We start from the raw sequence: 16,997 nt of genomic DNA on the forward strand, positions 1-16,997 counted from the left end.
TAATAGCATATGTCTGGGCATTCATCAAGGGTTTGTCAATCGCCGTTATCGCGGGCTAGCGCTTAAAAAAGCGTGAAAATAGTCGGGAATAGGCCTCTGGACTTCAAAATCGTTCAAATTTATAGTACAATGTGCATTAGTCCATAATAAAACGGTGAAGGAGTGGTTTTCCATGCCTCTGCAGATTCAATCCGAATTCGGAAGCGTACATATAACCGATCATGTGATCTCCGTCCTTGCCGGGTCAGCAGCGATGGATTGTTATGGACTGGTAGGAATGGCTACAAGGAAGCAGCTCAAGGACGGCATCGCCGAGCTGCTGGGTCGTGATAATCTGTCGCGCGGTGTCGAAGTCCACCGAGAGAACGATTACTTGCACATTGATTTGTACATCATCGTAAGCTACGGCACGAAAATATCCGAGGTCGCTCATAATATCCAGTCAAAAGTGAAATATGTGATGAATGAGGTCGTCGGCGTCAAGGTTGACGTTGTCAATATTTTTGTCCAAGGCGTACGGGTATCTCGGTAGGAAGGGGTAATCTAGCTTGATCAAACGCTTTATAAACGGCCCGGATTTCTCCAGCATGGTCCTGAGCGGAGCGGAAAGCTTGCAGCGAAACGAATCGCGCATCAACGCATTGAATGTATTCCCGGTTCCGGACGGAGACACGGGATCCAATATGAATTTAACGATGACCTCCGGAAAGCGTGAGCTTCAGAAAAACCAGGGCCAAGCAGTGGGCAAAGTTGCGGAAGCGCTTTCTAAAGGCTTGCTGATGGGGGCGCGCGGCAATTCCGGCGTTATTTTGTCGCAGCTGTTCCGCGGGTTTTCCAAAAGCATCGCGAGCCAGGAGCAGATCGACGCCCCGCAGTTCGCCGCGGCGCTGCAGCACGGCGTCGATATGGCCTACAAGGCGGTCGTGAAACCCGTGGAAGGCACGATCCTGACGGTCGCCAAAGATACGGCGAAGCATGCCGTGGCCTTTGCCAAGCGCAACAACGACATCGTTCAGCTCGTGCAGGAGGTGGTTGCCCGGGCGAACGAGTCGCTGGCGCGCACGCCGGATTTGCTTCCGGTGCTCAAGCAGGTCGGCGTCGTGGATTCGGGCGGACAAGGGCTTGTCTGCATCTACGAGGGATTCCTGAGCGCCTTGGCGGATGAGCGCGGAAGCGCGGCCGAGAATCATATCGGCGCGGAATCGGCAGTTGCCGGCGTGTTCCCGTCGGCACCGAGCGCGGCGGTCGGGCCGCCGCAGCGAGCTGCCGCGTTTCAGCCCGTCAGCGCCCAATCCAAGCTCGAGACGGAGCATATCGAGTTCTTGTACGACATGGAGTTCTTCATCAACCGCAAGCAGACCGGTCGGACGGGTCTTCGTTTCGACGAAGCGTTGTTCAAAGGCATGCTGGCCAGGGACGGCGATTCCATCCTCGTGATCGTGGACGACGACATCGTCAAGGTGCACGTCCACACGCGCAAGCCCGGCGACGTGCTCAATTACGCGCTGCCGTACGGCGAGCTGACGGAAATCCATATCCTGAACATGCGCGAGCAGCATCGCGAGCTGCTGCAGGAGGAACAAGGCGCGGCGATCGCGGGCGCGGTTCCGATCGGATCCGCCGAAGAACTGCCGGAGACGGCGGTCGTGGAAGAGGCCGCGCTCGGCCTCGCCGTATCCGAAGTGCTCACGGGGACGCCGGCGGATGCCTTGTCCGCGGAGCACGCCCATGAATGGGCGGCCTTCGGACTGATCGCCGTGGCCATGGGAGAGGGGATTCGGTCGATCTTCCTCGACAACAACGTCGATGTCGTCTTGTCGGGCGGACAGACGATGAATCCGTCGACGGAGGATTTCGTCAACGCGATCGAGACGCTGCCCGCGGAACATATCTTCGTGCTCCCGAATAACAGCAACATTATTTTGGCGGCCCAGCAGGCGGCGGAGTTGAGCGGGCGCAGCGTAACCGTCATCGGCACGCGCAACATTCCGCAGGGCCTCGCAGCCGTATTGGCTTTCCGGGAAGAAGAGTCGGCGGACGTCAACGCGCAGGCCATGAACGATGCCGTGCTGCAGGTGCGCTCCGGCCAAGTGACGAGCGCGGTGCGCAATACGTCGATCGACGGCATCACCATCCAAGAAGGCGATTATATCGGCATTCTGGAGAAGACGATCGTCACCGCTTCCGCGAGCCTTCAGGAAACCTGCCGGGAGCTGCTCGCGCGGATGCTGGAGGACGGCGGCGAGCTCGTCACCGTGCTGACCGGCGAACAGGCGAAATCGTCGGATACCGCGGAATTGACGGCTTGGGCCCGGGAAGCGTTCCCGGATGCGGAGTTCGAGGTTCATGCGGGCGGTCAGCCGCTGTATCCATACTTAATCGCGGTCGAATAGGGGGTGCGGAGATGAGCGGAGTTAAAATCGTTACGGACAGTACGGCAGATATCCCGAAACGCGTGAGAGAGCAATACGGCATCGAAATGATTCCGTTGAAGGTCATGTTCGGAGAAGAATCGTACTTGGACGGCATATCGCTGACCAATGATCAATTTTACGGCAGGCTGGTATCCTCGGCCACGCTGCCGACGACTTCGCAGCCTTCGCCGATGGAATTTACGGAAACCTACCAACGCCTGAGCAAGCAATATCCGGATTCGCCCATCCTATCCATTCATATCTCATCCGCGCTCAGCGGGACGTATCAATCGGCGGTTCTCGGTTCGACGCTGATGGAGGAGCAGGGCGACGTGACCGTCCTCGATTCGAAGACCGTGTCGTACGGCCTCGGGATGCTCGTGGTCAAAGCCGCGGAGATGGCTGCCGCAGGCGCCTCGAAAGACGAGATCGTCGCGGCCGTCGAAGCGATGGCGCGGGATAAGAAGATTTATTTCCTCGTCGATACGCTCGAGTATTTGCAGAAGGGCGGACGGATCGGCAAAGCCGCGGCGTTGTTCGGCTCGATCTTGAACATCAAGCCGATTCTGACGATCGACCCCGAGGGCGAGGTATCCGCCGTCGACAAGGTGCGCGGCACCAAGAAGGCGATGCAGCGCATAATCGACCTGTTGAAGGACGAATACGGCAGCGATCCGCTCGATATGACGGTCGGCTGGACGCGCAAGCGCGAGCTCGCGCTGGAACTGGCCGCGCTGGCGCAGGGGCAGCTGAACGTGCGCAATATCAGGCAGACGGAGATCGGCGCCGTGATCGGCACGCATGCCGGTCCCGGAGCAGCGGCATTATTTATAACGCGGGTGTGAGGTAATGGATATGAAGCTGGATCAACTACCGGTCCGGCAAATGAAAGGCGTGAGCGCTCAGAAGGAATTGGAGCTTCACGCCTTTGGCGTTCAAACGATCGCGGATTTGCTGGACTATTTTCCGTTTCGATACGAGGACTATCGCATTCGGAGCCTGGGGGAAGCGAAAGACGGCGAGAAAGCGACCGTAGAAGGCAAAATCATGGGCAATCCGCTGCTGCAGCGCTACGGCCGGGCGAAGACGAGATTGACCTGCAAGGTAGCCGTGGACGGCGTGCTCGTGACGGCGGTCTGGTTCAACCGGCATTTTCTGCAGGAGCAGCTCGTGCCCGGGCGGGATATCGTGCTGACCGGCAAATGGGAGCAGCACCGGCTGCAAATCACGGTATCGGAGTCGGAATTTCCCGATAAAGGGACGTCCCGGTCCGGAACCCTCCAGTCCGTCTATTCCGTCGGCGGCAGCGTCACGCAGCCGTGGATGCGCAAGACGATCGCGCAGGCGCTGCTGCAATACGGGACGATGGTGGAAGAAATATTGCCGGTCGAGCTGATGGACAAGTACGGCTTCATGCTCCGGCGGGAGGCCGTGCGGCACATCCATCAGCCGGAGGACATCGCGCAAGGACAGGCGGCGCGGCGCAGGCTGGTGTACGAGGAACTCTTCCTCTTCCAGTTGAAGCTGCAGGCTTACCGCTCGCTCAACCGCAAACGGATGGACGGCATCGCCCATGTCGTGGACGCCGAATCGATTCGCGCTTTCTCGCGGACGCTGCCCTTCGAGCTGACGGATTCGCAGAAGAAAGTCGTCAATGAAATCCTGATCGACATGCGGTCTCCTGCTTGCATGAACCGGCTGCTGCAAGGGGACGTCGGCTCCGGCAAGACGGTCGTGGCCGCCATAGCGCTGTTCGCGACCTTCAAAGCGGGCCACCAGGGCGCGCTGATGGTGCCGACCGAGATACTGGCGGAGCAGCATTACCGTTCGCTGGAGAAGCTTCTGGGGGCCGCTGGCATGCAGGTCGCGCTGCTCACGGGCAGCGTGAGCGAGAAGAAGCGCCGCGAGCTGCTCGCCGGGCTGCAAATGGGCTTGATCGACGTCGTGGTCGGCACGCAGGCGATCATTCAAGACGGCGTGTTCTTCCGCAGCCTCGGCCTCGTCGTAACCGACGAGCAGCATCGCTTCGGCGTCAATCAGCGCAGCGTGCTGCGGCGCAAAGGATTGAACCCGGACGTGCTCACGATGACGGCGACGCCGATCCCGCGCACGCTGGCGATCACGGCCTTCGGCGATCTGGACGTGTCCACGCTCAAGGAGCGTCCGCATGGACGCAAGCCGATCCAGACGAATTGGGTGAAGCACAACATGCTGGAACGCGTGCTCGGCTTCATCCGCCGCGAGGTGGAAGCGGGCAGGCAGTGCTACTTCATCTGTCCGCTCATCGAAGAATCGGACAAGCTGGACGTGCAAAATGCCATCGACCTGCATATCCAGATGCAGCAGGCGTTCCCGGACTTGCGCGTGGGGCTGCTGCATGGCAGGCTTTCCGCGGCGGAGAAGGACGAGGTCATGCGCGCCTTCGGCGCGAACGAGGTGCACGTGCTGGTTGCGACCACGGTCGTGGAGGTCGGCGTCGACGTGCCGAACGCCACCTTGATGATCATCATGGACGCGGAGCGCTTCGGCTTGTCGCAGCTGCATCAGCTGCGCGGACGCGTGGGTCGCGGCGGACATCAGTCCTACTGCGTGCTCATCGCGGATCCGAAGTCGGACATCGGCCGGGAGCGGATGCGCATCATGACCGAGACCGATGACGGCTTCGAGGTATCGCGAAGAGACTTGGAGCTGCGCGGGCCTGGCGATTTCTTCGGCACGAAGCAGAGCGGGGTGCCGGACTTCAAGCTGGCCGACATGGCCGTGGATTTCGCGGTGCTGGAAGAGGCGCGGGACGACGCGGCGGAGATCACGGCCAATGCGGATTTTTGGAGCGAGGCTGCCTACGCGCGCCTGCGGGACATGCTGCGGAAGGAGCAACTTTTTCAAGGGGAGCTTCTGGACTAGTTTTTAAAGCCGAGTGCCCGGCATATAGTACATCTAGAGGATGGTTTCGAGGTCAGCCCTATTTTCGGATAGCCATGGCCTCTTAAAGCCGGACGGAGGTGCTATAACCGGAATGAGCTACACCAAATTCGGCATTCGGCCCGAGCTGGTCGAGCGCGTCAAAGCGAAAATGAAAAATCCGGTCGTGAAAGACCGGGTCAAAATGCTGCTGAACGGCGTCAACAAATACGACCTGCAGGATCGCGCGAAGGTGCGCAAGCTCGTCCGCATGTCGGCCGGCATCATGCAGGAGAATCTGACGGAACAGCAGGAAGAGCAGCTGATCGCGTTCGTGATCGCGCAAAAGATCGACCCCAACAATACGCTCCATTTAATCCGCCTCTGGGCGATGTTCCGCTGATCCTCCGGGATCGGCGTTTTTTTTGCCTTGTTCAGCCGTTCGCCCGGAGTGGGGCGATGCAGGATTCGTCGTCTTTGGCGACGTTTCCGACAGCGCCGGCGACCGGGTAGGCTTCCAGCAGCTCGGACGGGAAAGGCTGGAGCAGCCGGTTCAGCCGGACAGGATCGCGCAGGGAGCGGTCCAGCCACGCCGCCTCGTCCTCGGGCTGCAGGATGACCGGCATCCGGTTATGGATCGGTTCCATCAACGCGTTGGGGGCGGTGGTCAAGATCGTGCAGGTGCTGAGCTTGATCCCCTCCGGGGATGTCCACGTATCGTACAGTCCCGCCATGCTGAACAGCTTGCGGTCGCGTTTGACGATGCGCATCGGCTGCTTGCGGTGCTCTTCCTGCTGCCATTCATAAAAGCCGTCGGCCGGGACAATGCAGCGCTTGCGGTCGATCAATTTGCGAAAGGCGGGCTTGTCCCACACCGTTTCGGATCGCGCATTGATCATTTTGGCGCCGAGCTTCATCGTCTCCGCCCAGGAAGGGACCAACCCCCATTTGAGCTCGCCCAGCCGATTTTTCTCGCCGTCGTTGATGACCGCCAGGATCATTTGGCCGGGGGCCACGTTGTATTTGGGCTGCTGGAACGGGACGTTCGTCTCGGCGACCCAGTAATGCAGCATCAATTCCTCCAAAGTCACGGTAATCGTATAGCGGCCGCACATGGCCATCATGCCTCCTCGAGTTCCGAAATCAGGCTATCTTGCATTAGCTATAGTATACTACAGCGGCTAATCGAAGGTAGAGATGACGATACTAAATGATACTGGTTTACGTCGCGATGAAGGAGGGAAAACGGACATGTCGCAGAGGGGCAAAGACCGCGGCAGGCCTTCTTTGCTGGGCTGGCTGCTGCATGCGTTTCGGTTCGTGCGGAATTACGCGGTTCATAAGAGGGATGCCAGAAAAGCGTCGCATGAGCTGGCCGAGCATGCGCTGCCCGCCTCCATGCGCCAAGAACTCGTGCACGAGCTGTTCGCGGCGCTGCAGTCCGAAGCGCAAGGCGACGCCGCGCCCGGCGGGGAGGCGCACGCCAGGACCTCCGCGGAACGCGCCGAGCGCGAACGCGCGCTCATCCACCGTATCCGCCACGAGACGGAGACCGCGAACCGGAACAACGTCACGCGCACGGAGGCTTACCGCGCCGTATACTACCGGTGTCCGGAGCTCCAGTGGGCGTTGCTGGCCCATCTCGTCTCCCGGAACGGCGGCTGGAACATGACGGACCTGCAGGGCGAGCTGCTGCCCGAGCTGATGGACGAGGAAAGCCGCCTGCATGCTTTTATCCTGCTGGAGCGCATCAACGCGCTTATTTTCCATGACGCCTACCCGCAATTGCTGCTCTACGAAGCGTCCCGGAAGGAAGGGCGGGATCTGTCGGCGCTGCTGCCAAGCTTCGGCGTATCGCGTTTTATGCTCCCGGTCTGGTCGCAGTTCTGGCAGCGCCGGGACGCGATTATGCTGACGACGGCGCTGATCGTGAACGAACAGCATGTCATCGAGCAGCCGCTCGTGCAAAGCGAGTACTTTAAGGCGCATGTGCTGAAAAAGACGCCGTTCCTGCTCCAAATCCCGCTGCAAACGAACACGGTCGTCATGCCGTACGGCGCGCCGCAGGTCAACGGAGGGGATATGATGCTGGCCGGCTTGGTGCTGGAGCATTTCAGCAGCCTTCATGAACGCATCGAGTTCGGCAAACGGCTCTACGCGATCCTGCTCCGCGTGCCGGAAGTATTGGCGGGCGTCACGGCTTTCGTCAAAGGGGTGCATCACACCGGCTCGCGGGCGGATTATGCGCCGCATTTGTTCACGAAGGAACGGGAAGGCGCGCAAGGCGCGGGCGGCGCTCCTTACAAGGAGCGGCTCGAGGGCTGCAGTCTGCTGACAGGCGCCAAGAAGCTGCTCAGCCCCGAGCTCGCGGCCGCCTGGGCGGATGTGCCCGCGGAGCTGCCGGAGCGCATCGATTGGCTGGAGGATGCGCCATCCATCCTGCCGTATTTCGAAGCGCTGCCGCTGCCGGAGATCTTCGAGATCACGTTCGAGCACTGCATGGCGTTCAACAAGCTGGAGCTTGCCGTACAGGCGAAGCAGCGCTTCGGCGGACTCAACGGAAAAAGGCGATAACGCCGGCTGAGCGATCGGCCGGGTTATCGCCTTTTATCGTATTCTCGCGGGGATACTCAGCGCTTCAGCAGCTCCCAGCGGTACACGTACTCGAACAGGAATTCGAACGCTTCCAGATGGCGCTTCGCCTCGAACGCGTTGGCTCCCCAAGCGTAGATGCCGTGCTTGCGCAGCATGATGCCCGGAATCCGTTTATCCAAGCGTTCCGTCACTTCCGGGACGATGCTCGGGATATGGGCGAAATTGGATACGATCGGAATGTCGATCTGCGCTTCCTCGTCCCAGATGTTGAACGCCTTGATCAGCTCGACGCCGTCCACGGGGATCGATTTGCGCTCCCAGAACAGCTCGGATACCAAGTTGTTGAACACCGTGTGCACGTGGAAAATCGCCCCGCAGCCCGTTTGCTTGTAAATCTCGCAGTGGATCAGCGTCTCGGCGGATGGCTTCAGCATCGTCGGCTCGCTGGGCTTGCCTTCCCGGTCGACGAACAGGAAATCCTCCGGCGTGGACAACGATTTGTCCTTGCCGCTCGCCGTGATGGCGAAATGAAAATCGTCCGGCGCGTAATCGCCGACGCGAATGGACAGGTTGCCGCTCGTGCCCTGGAACCAGCCGCGGTTCGCGAAGAGGCGCTTGACGTCCGTGAGCTCCGCGAGCGCCCGTTGTTTATGCTCTAATGGAATTTGTGCAAAGGTCATCGGTTATGATTTCGCCTCCTGGAGCTTCAATTGGTGGATGACGTCGTGGAACGTCGCGTATTCATGGAACGGCAGCCCGAGCTCCGCGCATTTCAGCGTCAGGTGCGAGCGGGCGAAGACGACGTCGGCCAGCTTCGCGCCTTCGAAGTCCGTCACGCTGTCTCCGATCAGGATCCGTTCGTACCGCTCGGCGGGGAACCTGCGAATGATCGTCGTCTTGCACATGCCGCAGTCGTTTTGGCATTCGCCGTCGCAAGGATGCGGCCAAGTGATCTCGATGGATTCACCCGAGAAATCGCTGCCGTTGCAGTAAATATGGTCTTCCGGAATGCCGAACGGCGCGAGCAGCGGGAATACGAAAAAGTCGATGCCGCCGCTCGTGACGTAGAACTGGATGTCGTTGTCCTTGCAATACGCCAGCATATCCGCGAAGCCTTCGCGAATGCGGGCATTGGAGATCGCGTAATCGACGACCTCCCGTTTCCGCGACGTCGGGAGAAGGCGGAACAGCTCGCCTACGCCTTGCTTGATCGGTTTGTTCTGGCTGACGATCGCGTTCACGATGGCTTCCCAGCCGGGCGGGTTAAAATGACGAATGATCGCGACGATATTGTCGTTCTCGGTAATGGTCCCGTCAAAATCGCAAAAGATGACTCTCTGCTTCTTCATGGTTGTCTGTACCTCGTTGTCGGTCATGGCTGTTTGAACCCCCAGCTGTCGATTGCCGCCCGGAGCGCTTCATGCCCGGGCTGCGCGGCCGCATCCGGCAGGGAAATGCCGTTCAGCGTCGCGTCGATCGCCTGACGGAACGCTTGTCCGCCGGCGGCCGTGCCCATCGGATGGCCGTGGATGCCGCCGCCCGCGTTGACGACGACGTCCGTGCCGAAGTCGCGAAGGATGAGCGGCACGAGACCCGGATGAATGCCGGCCGAGGGAACGGAGAAGCTCGGGCGAACGGGCAGGGCAGGATCGATCAAGGCGGCCTGCACGGCCAGGTTCTCTTCGCGCGGCATGACGACGGAGCCGTACGGCGACGGGAAGAGCGCCAGATCCGCGCCGGCCAGCCGCATCAGCTTGCCGAGCAGCAGCGGAGCGGCGATGCCGTAGTGCGGCGACGGATAGAATGCGCCGGCCATGGCGGGGTGCGCGGCGATCGGAATCGTGATCTCGGGATCGCTGCTCAGCTCGTGAAGCACGTCGAAGCCGTACGCGAGCACGTTGAAGAGCAGGGCGTTGGCGCCTGCCGCGATGGCCAGCTTCGCCTGCGAAGCGAGCTTCGAGGTCGGGCCGGTCAGATTGACGGCGTAGAGCAGCTTCTGGCCGGTCTCGGCTTCCGCTTGGCGGGCGGCTTCCATGCACGCTTCGACGCGCTTTTGCAGCGGCGTGAGCGGATTCTCGAAGAGGATTTCGTCGTCCTTGATCAGATCGACGCCGCCGAGCGCTTGCTTGTAAAACTGATCGCGCAGGTTGGGAAGGTCATGCCCGATGACGGATTTGAATATGCTCATCAGAAGCGGGCGATCCTGGACCCCGAGCAGATCGCGGATGCCTGCCATGCCGAACTTCGGTCCCGGGAATGCGGACAGGAAGTCCGACGAGAAGTCGAGGTCGAGCAGCTTGATCCTGCCGTCCATCGACAGCTTGCCGAACACGGTGACGAGCAGGGCGGGAATATCGCGGCTGAAATTCACGTCCGGGTAGGCGATCACGATATCCGCATAACGCGTGCCCGGTTCCGTGCCTTCGTGTACATCGACGGACACGACGCGTCCCAGATGCTTCTCCATCTCGGCTTTGCGGGCTTCGGGCAGGTCGGTCCAGCTCCCGACGGTCAAGCCGACCGCGATGCCGAGCGCTTTTTTCTGAAAATCGGCTTTATCGTCGTAGCTCCGATAAGTGGCCGTGCATACCGCTTGACTCATGATTTCGCATTCCTTTCGATTTCGGCTCCCATTTCCACGGCGCGTTCGGCGGAGCGCGTGATGGCGCTCAGGACGGCGTCCGTGAATCGGTAAGCGTCGAGTTTCTCGATGGCTGCCTGGGTGGAGCCGTTCGGCGAAGTGACTTTGCGTCGGAGCTCGGCCGGATCTTCACCCGTAGCTTTTACCATGTGGGCGGCGCCCAGTACCGTTTGGATCGTCAGCTCGCGCGCGGCGTCCTCGGTCAGGCCGAGCTTGGCGCCTGCGGCGATCATGGCTTCCATCATGTAATAAATATAAGCCGGTCCGCTGCCGGAGAGGCCGGTCACGACTTCAAGCATCGGCTCCTCGACGATCGTCGTCAAGCCGACGGCTTGGAAGATCGCGTCCGCGAGCGCACGGCGATCGGCGCTCACGTTTGCCGAGAAGCTGATGCCCGTAACGCCGAGACCGATCGTGCTGGACGTGTTCGGCATCGTGCGCACGATCGGCATCGGCACGCCGAGCAGCGTTTCCAGCGTGGCGATCGTCATGCCGGCAATGAGCGAGACGATCATTTGGCCGGGGTGCAGCAGGTCCCGCAGGCGCTTGATCGCCTTAGCGGCATCCTTCGGCTTCATGGCCAGGAAGATGATGTCGGCCTCGCGAAGCATCGTTTCTTTGTCCGCGTCGTTCAGCGCGCCGTTAATGCCGTACCGGCCGGACAGCTCGTTCATTCGCTCCGCGTTCTGGCGGTTCATCATGCCGATCCGTCCCGGCTCCGTCAAGCCCCGGTCGAGCAGGCCGCGCACGAGCGCCTCCGCCATGGAACCGGCGCCGTAGAAGCAAATGTTAAGCGAAGCGATTTCCGGCGCCGTTCCGGAAGATGATAGGGTAGTCATAGTGCCGTGAGCCTCCTTCTGATCGCGGTATGCTGCATGCGAAGCTTTGGCTTCGCACGCAAACCAATCCGCGTGTGTCGCGGAATGCTGCATGCGGAGCTTTGGCTTCGCATGCAAACCAATCCGCGTTTAACCGCGGATTTGGCCGTTGCCGAATACGCGGAATTTGGTTGTCGTCAGCGCGGGCAGTCCCATCGGACCGCGCGCGTGAAGCTTTTGGGTGCTGATGCCGATCTCGGCGCCGAAGCCGAATTCGAACCCGTCGGTGAAGCGGGTAGACGCATTGCGGTAGACCGCGGCGGCGTCGACGCGCTGCATGAACGCGGCGGCATTCCCGTCGTCCTCGGTCACGATGCACTCGGAATGCATCGTCCCGTACCGGGCGATATGCTCCAAGGCTTCGTCGAGATGATCAACCACGCGGATGTTCAAGATATAATCGCTGTATTCCGTGGCGTAATCGGCTTCCGTTGCGGCGGCGGCTTCCGGGACGATCGCGCGGGTTCGTTCGCAGCCGCGAAGTTCGACGCCCGCCGCCAGGAAACGGTCCGCCAATGCCCGCAAATGCTTGCCCGCGAACGTTTCGTGCATCAGCAGCGTCTCCATGGAATTGCAAACCGACGGACGCTGCACCTTCGCGTTGAAGGCGATGTCGGCAGCCATATCGTAGCCGGCGCTTTCGTCAACGAAAGTGTGGCAGATGCCGGCGCCGGTCTCGATGACCGGCACCGTCGCGTTCTCGACGACGGTGCGGATAAGCGAAGCCCCGCCTCGCGGAATAACGACGTCGAGCAGGCCGTTTAATTTCAGCATCTCGTCGACGGATGCGCGGGACGGGTCCTCGATCAGCTGCAGCGCGTCCGCCGGAAGGGAAGAGCCCGCCAAGGTGCCGCGGAGCACCTCGACGATCCGGCGATTGGATTCCAGCGCCGCGGATCCGCCGCGCAGGACGACGGCGTTGCCCGTCTTGAGGCAAAGTCCGGCGGCGTCCACCGTGACGTTCGGACGCGCCTCGTAGATCATGCCGATGACGCCGAGAGGTACCGCGATTTTTTCGACGCGCAAGCCGTTCGGCCGCTGGAACGACTCCAGCGTCAGACCGGTCGGATCCGGCAGCGCTTCGACCTGGCGCAAGCCCTCGGCGATGCCTTGGATCCGCGCCGGCGTCAGCTTCAACCGGTCAAGCAGCGATTCGCTCGTCCCGTTGCTTCTGCCGCGCTCGATATCGAGCGCATTGGCGGCGATGATCGATTCCTGCTGTTCGATCAGCGCTTCGGCCATGGCGAGCAGGGCTTGATTCTTTTGTTCCGTCGTCATGCGGTTCATGATTTGCGCGGCTTGCTTGGCCAGCGCGGCTTTCTCGCGTGCTTCGCTCATCGTTACCCCTTCTTTCTGTATCATTCATGCTTTTAGCGAAACCCATTCGTCCCGGTGTATGACTTCCATGCGTGCGACCTCGACCCGTTTGCGCACTTCCTCCGAGCTGAGTCCCGCCGCCGCTTGCGCCTGCCACGCCGCATAATTGACGACGCCGCGGCCGAGCGTCTGCCCCTGCAAATTGAATACCTCCACGACGTCGCCGGGGTGGAAATCGCCCTCGATCGACCGGATGCCGGCGGGAAGGAGACTCTTGCCGCCCTGCAGGAGCGCACGCTCCGCGCCTTCGTCGACGACGATGCGGCCCTGCGGCATGGAATGAAAGCCCAGCCACTGCTTCTTCATGGGCAGGTTATGCAGGCTCGTGTCGAAATAGGTGCCTCTGCCGTCGCCGCGGACGGCGTGAATCAGATCGCCCGGCTCGAGGACTCTGCCGATGAACGCCGGGATGCCGCCTCGCATCGCGATTCGGGCCGCTTCGATCTTGGATCGCATCCCGCCCGTCCCGACCGAGGATCCGGCCCCGCCGGCAATGCTCAGTATATCGTCCGAGATTTGATCGACCCGATCGATCCGGCGGGCATTCGGGTTAACCCGCGGATCTTCCGTATAAAGCCCGTCCATGTCGGTAATGATCACCAGACGCTTCGCTTTCACCATGTTGCTGACGAGCGCCGACAAGGTGTCATTGTCGCCGAACTTCAATTCGTCCGTCGCCACCGTGTCGTTCTCGTTGATGATCGGCACCATGCGCTGCTTCAGCAGCTCCTCGATGGTCATCTGCGCGTTCTGGATCCGCTTGCGATTGGAGAAGTCCGCCCGCGTGAGCAGGATCTGCGCGACGCCCACGCCGCCCCGGCTGCCGTAGGCCGCGAACGCCTCCTGGTACGCCTGCATCAGCAAAGCCTGGCCGACCGCGGCCGCCGCTTGCTTCTCGTGCACGATCTTCGGCCGGGCCGCATAGCCGATTTTCCGGAACCCGGCCGCAACGGCGCCGGACGTGACGAGGAGCACTTGATGGCCGGACTCGTGCAGGGCCGCCAACTCGTGCGCGAAGAAAGCGATGCGCTCGCGGTTCAGTCCGCCTTCTTCCGACGTCAGCGAGCTGCTGCCGATTTTGACTACAATGGTATCTGTCATGTCGCGCTCAACCTTTCCCCTGATTGGACAACGGGCAAATAAAAAAACTTCCGTCCTTGTCATAGAAACAAAGGACGAAAGTTCGACTTCCGCGGTACCACCTTTATTAACGCCATGCCGTTCCAGTAAGACTGGACGCATGCCGTTCGGCTTAAAGACCTGATAACAGCAGGCCGCTGTCCGACTCGTCGCCGGCCGTTCAGGGGTGGGTTTCTGCAGCGAACGCGGTAAATTCTCGCAGCGTACGAATTTACTCTCTGGTCGCGTCGCGGATTGCATACTTAGCCCCGTCAAGACGTTGCTCGTGTTCAATTACTGCAAGCATACCATGTTCGGCGCCGCGCTGTAAAGCAAGCGAAGGCCCGCAAAGACGGACTTTGCGGGCCGATAGGGCGCAGGTTAACCGAATAAATGCAGCTTGCCGATGCGGTGGATCGCTTCCTGAAGCCTTTCCTCCGGAGCCAGCAGTCCAAGTCTTACATATCCTTCGCCATGCGTCCCGAAGCCCGCGCCCGGGGCCAGGACGACATCCGCATGCTCCAGGACGTGGTCCGCAAACGATATGGATGTATGTCCTTTCGGCACGGGAAGCCAGCAGAAGAAGGAGCCGCTCGGCTTCGGACTTTCCCAGCCGATCTCGCCCATCGCGGCGAAGAGCGCGTCGCGGCGGCTCTCGTAAGCGGCCGTCAGCTCCGCGACGCATTGCTGGGGACCGGTCAAAGCCGTCGCGGCCGCGGCTTGGATGCCGCCGAACAAGCTGCAGTAGTAGTGATCCTGAATCAAGTTGATCAGCGACACGACTTCCGGGTTGCCGAGCGCGAAGCCGACACGCCAGCCGGCCATGTTGTACGTTTTGGACAGCGTGTAAAATTCGACGCCGACTTCCTTGGCTCCCGGCGTCTGCAGGAAGCTGACCGGCGCGTTGCCGTCGAAGCCAATCGCGCCGTAAGCGAAATCGCTCGCGACGACGATGCCGTGCTTCGCCGCGAACTCGACCGTTTTCGCGTAGAATTCGGGTCCGGCCGTCGCGCCCGTCGGGTTGTTCGGGTAATTGACGAACATCAGCTTCGCTTTATTCGCGGCATCCGCGGAGACGGCATCGTAGTCCGGCAGGAAGTTGTTGCCTTCCTTGAGCGGCATGTATTCCATGACGCCGCCCGCCAGCGCGACGCCGGACCAGTAATCCGGATAGCCGGGATCCGGCACGAGGCAGACATCGCCCGGGTTCAGCAGGCATTGGCTGATTTCGATCAAACCGGTCTTGCCGCCGAACAAGATCGCGACTTCCTTCTCGGGGTCGAGCTCCACGCCGTAATCTTCCTTGTACCGCCGCGCGGCGGCCTCCTTCAGAAACGGAAAGCCGCTGAACGGGGGATACTTGTGGTAAAGCGGATTCGGCGCGGCCTCTTGCAGCGCTTCGACGATATGGGACGGCGTCGGCCGATCCGGATTCCCTTGCCCCAAATTGATGACGTCGCGTCCTTTGGCCGCCTGCGCGTTCGCTTTGCGCACGAGGGCGGCGAAAAATTGAGCCGGCAAACCCGTCATGCGGGCCGCCGGATTGATTTGAAATGATCGTATGCGTTCCATCGTAAGCCTCCACCCTTATTCTCTGCCTAAATGTAGCATAATGACCGAATAAGTGTCGAGCGTTGGCTGGCGCGGCCTTTTGGGCTACAGATCCATCGCCTTCAGGAACGGTTTGATGTTGGCTTTGAATTTCAGTAAATAAGGTTTGCGGTTTTCGTCGAAAATAAGCAGCAGCTGCGGTTTTTTCGGGCAGTAGAACAAGAATACGTCCTGGGTCATGACCTGCTCGGAACCTGCTTTGACCGCGGTCGGCTGATCGAGCGGGATGCGGAATACGTAGCCGCATTTATCTTCCGCCTGCAGCTTGGGCGACAAGCCGGTTACGCCTTTAAGCCAAGCCTTGGCGTAATCCTGGAATTGCGGGCTATTGGGGATCGTTTTGACGACTTTGCCTTCGACGACGTCAAAGGCCTGAACCGGCCGCTGATCCGCTTGGTGATGGTCGTTAATGGCTGCCGCGTTGGCGGACGTCGGAATCAACAAATAAAGCAGAAGTGCGAAAGCGGCGATAATATTAATGCTCCGTATTTTCATCTCATGGGCTCCTTTGATGGGAATGGATTCGTTTCGTACTTACGTTGCCCATCTTGACAGCCGAGCATGAGACGTTATGATTAGGTAAAACTGCGCAGATCAGGGATACGCGCGCCGTTGCGGCGGTTGCCGCCATGAGAAACGGGAGGCATTGGAATGAGCGGAAATAAATTGCGGTTGGCGTTGGTGCAGATGCACGTGGACGCGGGATATCCGGAAGCGAATTTCGAACGGCTGGAGGAGCGGCTCGCGGAAGCGGTCGCGGGCGAAACGAAGCCGGATCTGATCATGCTGCCGGAAATGTGGAATACGGGCTACGCCCTTGAGGAAATCGAATCGATCGCGGATCCCGAAGGGGAGCGCGCGAAAGCGCTGTTGTCCGGTTTCGCGCGGAAGCACGGCGTGCAAGTCATCGGCGGCTCTATCGCGGAGAAACGGGCGGGCGGCGTTTACAATACGATTCATGCGTTCAACGAATGCGGGGAATTGACGGACGATTATTCCAAAATCCATCTGTTTCGGCTGATGGACGAAGAGAAATACCTGCAAGCGGGGGAACGGCTCGGGACGTTGACCGCGGGGGGAATACAGGCCGGCATGATGATCTGCTACGATATCCGGTTCCCGGAGCTTGCCCGCAAGCTTGCCTTGAACGGGGCGCAGGCGCTGTTCGTTCCCGCCCAATGGCCGAATCCGCGCCTTCACCACTGGCGGACGCTGCTTATGGCCAGGGCGATTGAGAACCAGATGTTCGTGATCGCCTGCAACCGCAGCGGCGAGAGCGGCGAGACTTCGTTCTTCGGCCATTCCATGATCATCGACCCTTGGGGCGAAGTCGTAGCCGAAGCCGGCGAGGAGGAGACGGTACTGCGGGCGGAAATCGACCTTGCGCTCGTCGAGGCCGTGCGCGCCAAGATTCCCGTGTTCGAAGACCGCAGACCGTCGCTCTATTAGGAAGCCGAAGGT

Annotated in this window: 16 protein-coding genes; 7 read left to right on the top strand and 9 right to left on the bottom strand. The window is 60.5% G+C overall.

The window, feature by feature from the left end; genetic code table 11:
• Positions 1–172 precede the first annotated feature (172 nt).
• From GT019_RS21465 to GT019_RS21485, 5 genes are all read left to right on the top strand, one after another.
• A complete protein-coding gene (locus GT019_RS21465) occupies positions 173–532 on the top strand; it encodes an Asp23/Gls24 family envelope stress response protein (RefSeq protein ID WP_161745239.1) in 360 nt (119 codons plus the stop codon).
• A gap of 55 nt (positions 533–587) precedes the next feature.
• The gene (locus GT019_RS21470) at positions 588–2,393 is read left to right on the top strand and encodes a DAK2 domain-containing protein (RefSeq protein WP_201755503.1); all 1,806 of its coding nucleotides are present in this window, start codon (positions 588–590) and stop codon (positions 2,391–2,393) included.
• 11 nt (positions 2,394–2,404) lie between these two features.
• A complete protein-coding gene (locus tag GT019_RS21475) occupies positions 2,405–3,259 on the top strand; it encodes a DegV family protein (protein WP_161745241.1) in 855 nt (284 codons plus the stop codon).
• Between the two features lie 10 nt (positions 3,260–3,269).
• Positions 3,270–5,318, top strand: coding sequence for an ATP-dependent DNA helicase RecG (gene recG, locus GT019_RS21480; protein WP_161745294.1), 2,049 nt, complete (start codon positions 3,270–3,272; stop codon positions 5,316–5,318).
• A gap of 112 nt (positions 5,319–5,430) precedes the next feature.
• On the top strand, positions 5,431–5,718 hold the full coding sequence (locus GT019_RS21485) for a stage VI sporulation protein F (RefSeq protein ID WP_161745242.1): 288 nt from the start codon (positions 5,431–5,433) through the stop codon (positions 5,716–5,718).
• A gap of 31 nt (positions 5,719–5,749) precedes the next feature.
• Here the strand turns inward: GT019_RS21485 and GT019_RS21490 are convergent, their stop codons facing one another.
• Positions 5,750–6,430, bottom strand: coding sequence for an SOS response-associated peptidase (locus GT019_RS21490; RefSeq protein WP_161745243.1), 681 nt, complete (start codon positions 6,428–6,430; stop codon positions 5,750–5,752).
• A 136-nt stretch (positions 6,431–6,566) separates the two neighbouring features.
• Between GT019_RS21490 and GT019_RS21495 the strand changes: the two genes are divergently transcribed.
• Positions 6,567–7,889 (top strand): DUF2515 family protein, encoded by a 1,323-nt coding sequence (locus GT019_RS21495; RefSeq protein WP_161745244.1) that lies wholly within the window; start codon positions 6,567–6,569, stop codon positions 7,887–7,889.
• Between the two features lie 56 nt (positions 7,890–7,945).
• On the opposite strand, the gene mtnB is transcribed toward GT019_RS21495, so the two are convergent.
• The 8 genes from mtnB to GT019_RS21535 all read right to left on the bottom strand — a co-directional run bounded on the left by mtnB (position 7,946) and on the right by GT019_RS21535 (position 16,031).
• Positions 7,946–8,590, bottom strand: a complete 645-nt coding sequence (gene mtnB / locus GT019_RS21500; protein ID WP_161745245.1) for a methylthioribulose 1-phosphate dehydratase — start codon at positions 8,588–8,590, stop codon at positions 7,946–7,948.
• 3 nt (positions 8,591–8,593) lie between these two features.
• Entirely contained in the window at positions 8,594–9,259 is a 666-nt protein-coding gene (locus GT019_RS21505; protein ID WP_161745246.1) for a 2-hydroxy-3-keto-5-methylthiopentenyl-1-phosphate phosphatase, read from the bottom strand.
• A gap of 23 nt (positions 9,260–9,282) precedes the next feature.
• Entirely contained in the window at positions 9,283–10,512 is a 1,230-nt protein-coding gene (locus tag GT019_RS21510) for a 2,3-diketo-5-methylthiopentyl-1-phosphate enolase (protein WP_161745247.1), read from the bottom strand.
• Complete coding sequence (gene proC / locus GT019_RS21515; protein ID WP_161745248.1) at positions 10,509–11,390, bottom strand: pyrroline-5-carboxylate reductase; 882 nt, start codon at positions 11,388–11,390, stop codon at positions 10,509–10,511. The genes GT019_RS21510 and proC overlap by 4 nt, the downstream gene beginning before the upstream one ends.
• A 129-nt stretch (positions 11,391–11,519) precedes the next feature.
• Positions 11,520–12,767: a glutamate-5-semialdehyde dehydrogenase gene (locus tag GT019_RS21520; protein WP_161745249.1), complete on the bottom strand. Its 1,248-nt coding sequence runs from the start codon at positions 12,765–12,767 to the stop codon at positions 11,520–11,522.
• 24 nt (positions 12,768–12,791) lie between these two features.
• Positions 12,792–13,907 (bottom strand): glutamate 5-kinase, encoded by a 1,116-nt coding sequence (proB, locus tag GT019_RS21525; RefSeq protein WP_161745250.1) that lies wholly within the window; start codon positions 13,905–13,907, stop codon positions 12,792–12,794.
• A gap of 399 nt (positions 13,908–14,306) precedes the next feature.
• Positions 14,307–15,497 (bottom strand): pyridoxal phosphate-dependent aminotransferase, encoded by a 1,191-nt coding sequence (locus tag GT019_RS21530; protein ID WP_161745251.1) that lies wholly within the window; start codon positions 15,495–15,497, stop codon positions 14,307–14,309.
• Positions 15,498–15,581: 84 nt separating this feature from the next.
• On the bottom strand, positions 15,582–16,031 hold the full coding sequence (locus GT019_RS21535; protein ID WP_161745252.1) for a hypothetical protein: 450 nt from the start codon (positions 16,029–16,031) through the stop codon (positions 15,582–15,584).
• A gap of 156 nt (positions 16,032–16,187) precedes the next feature.
• Between GT019_RS21535 and GT019_RS21540 the strand changes: the two genes are divergently transcribed.
• Positions 16,188–16,985, top strand: coding sequence for a carbon-nitrogen family hydrolase (locus GT019_RS21540; RefSeq protein WP_161745253.1), 798 nt, complete (start codon positions 16,188–16,190; stop codon positions 16,983–16,985).
• Positions 16,986–16,997: the final 12 nt, after the last annotated feature.

Source organism: Paenibacillus glycinis (assembly GCF_009909185.1).
GTDB classification, from domain to species: domain Bacteria; phylum Bacillota; class Bacilli; order Paenibacillales; family Paenibacillaceae; genus Paenibacillus_Z; species Paenibacillus_Z glycinis.

Excerpts from the sequence above, each read along its gene's own strand:
- GT019_RS21465 (WP_161745239.1), top strand. The coding sequence starts at position 173 with ATGCCTCTGCAGATTCAATCCGAATTCGGAAGCGTACATATAACCGAT.
- GT019_RS21470 (WP_201755503.1), top strand. The coding sequence starts at position 588 with ATGGTCCTGAGCGGAGCGGAAAGCTTGCAGCGAAACGAATCGCGCATC.
- GT019_RS21475 (WP_161745241.1), top strand. The coding sequence starts at position 2,405 with ATGAGCGGAGTTAAAATCGTTACGGACAGTACGGCAGATATCCCGAAA.
- recG (WP_161745294.1), top strand. The coding sequence starts at position 3,270 with ATGAAGCTGGATCAACTACCGGTCCGGCAAATGAAAGGCGTGAGCGCT.
- GT019_RS21485 (WP_161745242.1), top strand. The coding sequence starts at position 5,431 with ATGAGCTACACCAAATTCGGCATTCGGCCCGAGCTGGTCGAGCGCGTC.
- GT019_RS21490 (WP_161745243.1), bottom strand. The coding sequence starts at position 6,430 with ATGTGCGGCCGCTATACGATTACCGTGACTTTGGAGGAATTGATGCTG.
- GT019_RS21495 (WP_161745244.1), top strand. The coding sequence starts at position 6,567 with ATGTCGCAGAGGGGCAAAGACCGCGGCAGGCCTTCTTTGCTGGGCTGG.
- mtnB (WP_161745245.1), bottom strand. The coding sequence starts at position 8,590 with ATGACCTTTGCACAAATTCCATTAGAGCATAAACAACGGGCGCTCGCG.
- GT019_RS21505 (WP_161745246.1), bottom strand. The coding sequence starts at position 9,259 with ATGAAGAAGCAGAGAGTCATCTTTTGCGATTTTGACGGGACCATTACC.
- GT019_RS21510 (WP_161745247.1), bottom strand. The coding sequence starts at position 10,512 with ATGAGTCAAGCGGTATGCACGGCCACTTATCGGAGCTACGACGATAAA.
- proC (WP_161745248.1), bottom strand. The coding sequence starts at position 11,390 with ATGACTACCCTATCATCTTCCGGAACGGCGCCGGAAATCGCTTCGCTT.
- GT019_RS21520 (WP_161745249.1), bottom strand. The coding sequence starts at position 12,767 with ATGAGCGAAGCACGCGAGAAAGCCGCGCTGGCCAAGCAAGCCGCGCAA.
- proB (WP_161745250.1), bottom strand. The coding sequence starts at position 13,907 with ATGACAGATACCATTGTAGTCAAAATCGGCAGCAGCTCGCTGACGTCG.
- GT019_RS21530 (WP_161745251.1), bottom strand. The coding sequence starts at position 15,497 with ATGGAACGCATACGATCATTTCAAATCAATCCGGCGGCCCGCATGACG.
- GT019_RS21535 (WP_161745252.1), bottom strand. The coding sequence starts at position 16,031 with ATGAAAATACGGAGCATTAATATTATCGCCGCTTTCGCACTTCTGCTT.
- GT019_RS21540 (WP_161745253.1), top strand. The coding sequence starts at position 16,188 with ATGAGCGGAAATAAATTGCGGTTGGCGTTGGTGCAGATGCACGTGGAC.